The organism is Nocardia fusca NBRC 14340 (assembly GCF_001618425.1).
Taxonomy (GTDB): domain Bacteria; phylum Actinomycetota; class Actinomycetes; order Mycobacteriales; family Mycobacteriaceae; genus Nocardia; species Nocardia fusca.
This window is the reverse complement of record NZ_BDCU01000088.1, coordinates 1-1,566: the sequence shown is the minus strand read 5'-3', so window position 1 is coordinate 1,566 and position 1,566 is coordinate 1. Positions and strand designations below refer to the sequence as shown.

Here is a 1,566-nt window from a genome sequence, read left to right as displayed (position 1 = left end):
GCACGGGAGACGGACGAGAGTCGTTGCAGTTCAATATTTCCTGTATCCGACCTGCTGACATAGAGACCATGCGAAAGTCGTTTCGCGTACTCCGGTTTTAAAGGGCCATTCGGACCCTTGGCGAGTCGTTCGAGGTCGGGAAGGTGAAAGCTGTAGTGCCCGTCGATGCCGATGTGGGCGCGCACGAACGGTGACAGCCGTGCCATGTCATCGTCGGACACCGGGTGCCCGCCCTTCCGCATCCTTACCAGCGAATATGCCGACCTTCGTTGTTTCCTGCACCAGTCCGGAACCCCTACTACCGGCACCCCTGTTCTCGCCGATACCGTTCCCGGCCTCGATAGCGCATGACCGGCAACAGTAGACGAATCAGCCTGAGCGCGAGACTACTTTGCGAATGGGGCCAGCTTCAGGATTCCGGAGCCGATGCACGCGCACCGGCGTAGCGAGAGGCTGGGCAGCCACAGCCAGTCGAGTGTTCTTCGCGCGGTTGTTCCCCGAAAGGCCGGAATCCCCAGGTGGGTTGACACATGGTGTTGCTCCAGCAAAGTCATCGAGAGGTCGTGTCGGCCGAATGCCGGACGGCCGGCAGCGCGGCCTCGCCATCAATTGCGAATACGGCAACGAGAATTGCGATTGACGGGGTGGTCGTCGACATTCTCGGTCCGCGCTGCGTTCTCTGCCTGGTCTTGCCCGGCCGCCACGACTGTGCTCGACCTCTGGGGGCGTGTTGTGCGGGGACCTATTACCTGACGGCGACGATTGGCGCCCAACGTTCGGTGCGGCGTATGGCCGGCACCGAGTACGCCCATGCGTGTTCAGGTTGAAACCCTGGGTGAGTGCCGGTTTCACGTAACCCTTGTCGGTGCCCAGGTCTACAGTCTCCTTGGCCGGTTACGGCAGGGGTTCGTGGAACAAAGGGGTGTGCAGGTGGGTAGACGTCGTCGCCGCTCGTCCGATGCCGGTGTGCTGGGTATGGCAGGGATCGCCGTGTTCGTCGTCGGGGTGCCGGCGGTGCAGTTCGCTCGCGACAACATCGCGGTTATCGTCGCCGTGGTGATCGTCTTGGTTGCCGGGGTGGTCGCCGCATTCTATGCCCGCCAGTGGCTACATCGCCGCCGGCTGGAACGGGACCAGGATCATCTGAGGGCGGTGCTGCCGTTCCACGCGATGGATGACAAACAGTTCGAGCATGCGCTGGCCTCGCTGTGCCGGTCCGCGGGGTGCCGGGATGTCGAGGTCAGTGGCGGCGCCGGAGACCGTGGAGCCGATGTCGTCGCGGTCACTGCCGATGGTCGTCGGTTGATCGTGCAGGCCAAGCGCTACAACATCAACCATGCGGTGGGTGACCGGGAGATGCAGCAGTTCGTTGGCGGTATCAGCACCTGGCACACCTACGACGTCGCGGTGCTGGTCACGACGTCGCGTTTCACCCGCTCGGCCCGCCAGACCGCCGAGCGTACCGGGATCCGGTTGGTGGACAACGTCATGCTGGCGAAGTGGAACGCGGGTGCGATCCCCGCTCCGTGGATATGAGCCTGGTGCGGTAGCGGAATGGTGACTGGT

General features: G+C 63.3%; 2 protein-coding genes. One reads left to right on the top strand and one right to left on the bottom strand.

All coding sequences use genetic code 11. The annotated features are described in order from the left end of the window. Positions 1-221 (bottom strand): hypothetical protein (locus NF4_RS39720; protein WP_232330812.1); only part of this gene is annotated, 221 nt, incomplete at its 3' end. 709 nt (positions 222-930) lie between these two features. On the opposite strand from NF4_RS39720, the gene NF4_RS35945 reads away from it, so the two are divergent. After that, a complete protein-coding gene (locus NF4_RS35945) occupies positions 931-1,536 on the top strand; it encodes a restriction endonuclease (protein ID WP_198165611.1) in 606 nt (201 codons plus the stop codon). Positions 1,537-1,566 lie beyond the last annotated feature (30 nt).